Below are 4767 nucleotides of genomic sequence, written 5' to 3' on the forward strand. Positions count from 1 at the left end.
AATTGTGAATGTTGAGCTAAAAAACCATAAATATAGAGAACTTAGGATTTCTTTATCATGCTCATCTAAACCTGGTATTCGCAGCGGCTGGGGTTCCTTTGAAAGTTTGATAAAGACTGAACGACGCGCTCGCGCAATTCCCAGAGCAGCAAAAATACTTAATGCCGCACCACATCCGGCAAATATCCAGATATAATTAGGTCTATTGAACGGTGAAAAAATGTATTCTTGCGCAGGAGTGAAAACGAGATTATTTGTGTGAGGGCTTGGATGCGGTTTGTAAGTCTGCAAAACCTTAATGATTGCTTGCGTTCCAGTCAGCATAGCCCCGTTAAAATTACCTTGATTGACGCGGGGTCGGATCTCTGTTTTAATGAGGCTAACAACCCGATCGTCTGGAAAAATTTCGATAATGCCCCAACCCGTGACAATTTCAATGCGATCGTCATCTTTGGAATATAAAAGCAGCACTCCATTGTCTAGACCTTTTTTGCCAATTGTCCAGTACTTAAACCAAGCCAGTGCAAATTCTCTGGGAGAGGTGTAAGGTGAGGTTTCGGGTACAGTTACAACCATGATTTCACAGCTATTTTGCGCTTCAAGTTGTGAAATCGATCGATTGATTTCTGCTTCAGTTGCAGGACTGAGAATGTCGATGGTATCTGTCACCCAGCCATTTGGTCTGGGGCCCGGTACTTCCTGTACGGTGATGGCTTTACTTGGGATGGGAAAGCTAGCGATCGCTAAACTCAGAAAACCGACACAAAGGGTTTGATGGATAGCAAGGGCAACAAATTTCACAGCTTTAGCCTCTGGTGTTGCAAAGTTGCTGCGGTTGAGTTGATTAACCTCCCGCATCTTTAGAATCTTTGATTTGCCCTGGTTGCACCAAGATCGGCTTACGATCGGTAAAACTACGGTTTCTAGTCGATCTTGACAACAACCAAGTCATAATATATATGACCGAGAAGTTATTGGTTTGAGAGCCACCCGGATTCATCCGTGGGGTTAATTCAAAATCCTTTTATCCAAAATCCTTTCCACGAATGACCACGCTCAAAGCTTCTAAGCAGGGACTGGCAAGAATTAAGCAAGCGAGAGAGAAAAAAGGGTGGCCTGTAGCCGATCGCAATTGGCTGGAAGCAGCAAGTCTGTTTCTGAAAGTTGATTGGGAAAAAACCGGTTATCTAGCTGAGGGGATTTCAGAAGGAACTTGGAGTCGCTTCTTGGCAGGAAAGCGTCCGATCAATGCCGCTGCTTTCCAAGCTTACTGCACCGTTCTCGGACTGAACTGGGAAGAGGTAGTTAATCGCACTCAGCGCTTAGATTGGGACTCTGCACCGGATTTACCCAGTTTCTACGGACGCGCAAAAGAACTGGCTACCCTCAAACAATGGATTGTCAAAGATAGATGCCGTTTGGTGACTATTTTGGGTATGGAGGGAATTGGCAAAACTGCTTTGGCTGTACGCACCGCAGAAGAAATTCAGGATGAGTTTGAGTACGTAATTTGGCGATCGCTGCGCTATACCCCATCGATCCAAGCAATTCTCGCAAATTTGCTCAAGTTCCTATCCCAACATAAAACCGATCTACCAGACAGCATAGATTCTCAAATATCGAAATTGATAAGTTACTTACACAAACATCGCTGTTTGGTGATATTAGATGATTTTGAAACAGCGCTCAAAAGTGGTGAATTGGCGGGACGATATTGTGAGGGATATGAAGCTTTTGCTGAGATAATCAAGCGAGTGGGGCAAGAACGCCATCAAAGTTGCTTGGTACTAGCCAGCGGCGAGAAACCCAGAGAAATTGCTTTTCTAGAGGGAGAAACCCTACCTGTACGTTCGTTATCCCTGACTGGTTTGCAGGAAACAGAAGCCCTGGAAATATTTAGGGAAAAAGGTTTGTCTGACCAAGAAAAATGGCGTAAATTAGTTGAAATATATCCAACTAATCCTTTAGTATTAAAAATCATTGCAGCGGTTATCAAAGATTCATTTAATGGTCAAGTCGGTGAATTTTTAAAACACAATACCATATATCTCGGTTATATTAGCGACATTTTAGACAAGCAGTTTGAGCGATTGTCATCTTTAGAAAAAGAGATTATGCACCAGATGGCGATTAATGGTCAGCTTATGTCACTCTCGCAATTGCGAGAGCATATACCGTCACAAGTATCGACATCAGAAATAATCTACGTTTTGGAATCGCTATTGACGCGATCGCTAATTGAAAAAATCCCATCAGAAAGCGAATTGATTTTCACAGTACAACCGATAGTTATAAAGTATGTTAGAAGTCGATTTAATAAATGATGCGATCGCTATACCGTAATATAATAGTAGCATGGAGGGGGGAAGCATTTGGACATAAAATTTACGGTTTTGGGTGATAAATTGTCGCCCAAATGCTAATGCCGTTCTTCAGATGCGCGAACGGCCATACCCCGATCCGAGCAGTATTGGGAGTTGCGCTCACCTGCTGGATAACTGTATTCTTAGGGTGAGAAGAAAGTAATATGGGTGGTGTAGCTACGGTGAGTTATTGCCTCAATCCTAATTGCCCAAACCCCTCTGACCCATTGAATTCCACAGAGAATATCTGTAGAAGGTGTGGGTCGAGACTTTTACTGCAAGAACGGTATCGGGTGATTAAACCTTTAGGGAAGGGAGGTTTTGCTCAGACTTTTGACGTAGTAGACGATCTCGGTACAGTGAAAGTCCTAAAACTTTTAAATACAGCAGGAATCACCGATATTAGAAGCAAAGAAAAGCTAGTGAAATTATTTCAGCAAGAAGCTGAGGTATTGAGTCAGCTAAACTATCCTGGAATACCTAAAGGCGAAGGCTTTTCATTCCCGTTTTGGCCGAAAGATAGCCAAGAACCATTGCATTGCTTGGTGATGGAAAAAATTGAAGGCATTAATTTGCAGTCATGGCTAAAAAATCGCGGCAATCAACCGATAACGCCAGAGTTAGCGCTTGAATGGTTAAAACAACTAGCAGAAATTTTACATCAAGTACATCAGCAAAATTATTTCCACCGGGATATTAAGCCGCCCAATATTATGTTAACTCCTGAAGGGAAACTGGTGCTGATTGACTTCGGAGCAGTGCGAGAATTCACTCAAACTTACTTGCACCAACAAAATGTGACGGGTACGGTGATTGGTTCATCAGGTTATGCACCACCAGAACAACTGCGCGGCAGGTCTGTACAGCAATCAGATTTCTTTGCGCTGGGACGAACTTTTGTTCATTTGCTGACAGGCAAACATCCCCTCGATTTACACGAAGATTCGCAAACGGGTAAGTTGATTTGGCGAAATAGTGTTCCTCATATCTCCAATTTTTGGTCAGATTTTATTGATAAATTAACTGGGCGATCGCTATTAGGTTTTATTGATGAATTGATGGAGCATTCTTGCAAAAAAAGACCTAAAAATACCAAACTTATTTTAAAACGCATTAAAAAAATTGGTCGCCTTCCTATTCCAGAGATTCTGGGAGGAGCGACTCTGATACTTACAGTTACAGCAGCGGTCGTTTATTGGTATTTAACAGGAGTCCAGGGATGTGCAAAAATTTCGCTCAAAAGTTTTCCTAAAGGTGACAGCCTCAGTTGTGGAGAAGAAATTTTAGTTCCATATTTTTCCTTGTCAGAAACACAAGCAGGAGTTGATGCCTTCTTCACCAATAGCTATAAAAATGCCGTTGATTTACTAGAAAAAGCATGGCAAAAGCGACATAACCCGGAAACATTAATTTATCTGAATAATGCCAGACTAACCGCCCAAAAAGCAGAAGCTTATACCATTGCTGTCGTCGCTCCGATCGGCGACAAAACTCTGAACACGGCTTTGGAAATTTTGCGAGGAGTTGCCCAAGCTCAAGATGAGTTCAATAGTAAGCGAAAGCCCGGTCAACCGGGTATTAAAGTGCTAATTGCCAACGATGAAAATCAGCCTGTCAAAGCTAAAAAGATTGCAGAGGTACTGGTATCTAAAAAAGATATTCTCGCCGTTATCGGCCATTACACAAGTGAGGTAACACTGGCAGCTTTAGATGTTTACGATCGCAACTTAGTATTAGTTTCTCCAACCAGCACTTCCGAAGATTTATCGAACAAAAGTTACTTTTTCTTTCGGACTGCATCTAGCGATCGCGTCAGTGCCCAAGCTTTAGCTAATTACCTAATTACGCAAGTGCAGCAGCGCAAAGTAGCCGTATTTTACAATCCCAAGAGTAGTTTTAGCAAATCTCTCCGTTATGAATTCCATAGGAGCTTTCGTACAATTGGAGGACAGGTTGTTAAAGATTTTGACTTGTCCGATCCTTCTTTCATCGCAGATGTTGCCATAGAGCAAGCCCAAAAACAAGGAGCCACTGCGCTAGCTTTACTTCCAGACGGTCAGACCAGTGCTTATACTTTTGGCAATACATTGAAAGCAATAAAAGCTAATCGAAAAGGTAATTTAATTGTGGCAGGAGATACCCTTTACGGTTCTGAAATCTTACAATTGGTAGGGCCAGAAGCATCCTCACGCCTCGTCGTGGCTGTACCTTGGCATCACTTGAGCAGCCCCAATCGCGAATTTTCCCGTTCAACTGAGAAGTTGTGGGGAGGGGAAGTCAGTCCTCGAACAGCCTTAAGCTATGATGCTGTGATGGTGTTGATAAAAGCCATACAAAAAAACTCTCACCCAAATCGTCTGAATGTGCAGCAAGTTTTGGCAGATCCCTCTTTTCAAGCAATTGG

At 42.6% G+C, this 4767-nt stretch carries 3 protein-coding genes; 2 read left to right on the forward strand and 1 reads right to left on the reverse strand.

Translation table 11 applies throughout. The features are described from left to right. A partial coding sequence (locus H6S82_RS18655) for a TPM domain-containing protein (protein WP_191056534.1) occupies nucleotides 1–858 on the reverse strand: 858 nt, incomplete at its 3' end. 188 nt (nucleotides 859–1046) lie between these two features. Between H6S82_RS18655 and H6S82_RS18660 the strand changes: the two genes are divergently transcribed. Together H6S82_RS18660 and H6S82_RS18665 are read left to right on the forward strand one after the other, a co-directional pair. Further along, nucleotides 1047–2324: an XRE family transcriptional regulator gene (locus tag H6S82_RS18660; protein WP_190471708.1), complete on the forward strand. Its 1278-nt coding sequence runs from the start codon at nucleotides 1047–1049 to the stop codon at nucleotides 2322–2324. Between the two features lie 203 nt (nucleotides 2325–2527). After that, nucleotides 2528–4767: bifunctional serine/threonine-protein kinase/ABC transporter substrate-binding protein (locus tag H6S82_RS18665; protein WP_191056535.1), on the forward strand; the 2240-nt coding region annotated here is incomplete at its 3' end.

It is taken from the genome of Planktothrix sp. FACHB-1355 (genome assembly GCF_014748295.1).
Classification (GTDB): Bacteria; Cyanobacteriota; Cyanobacteriia; order Cyanobacteriales; family Aerosakkonemataceae; genus Aerosakkonema; species Aerosakkonema funiforme_A.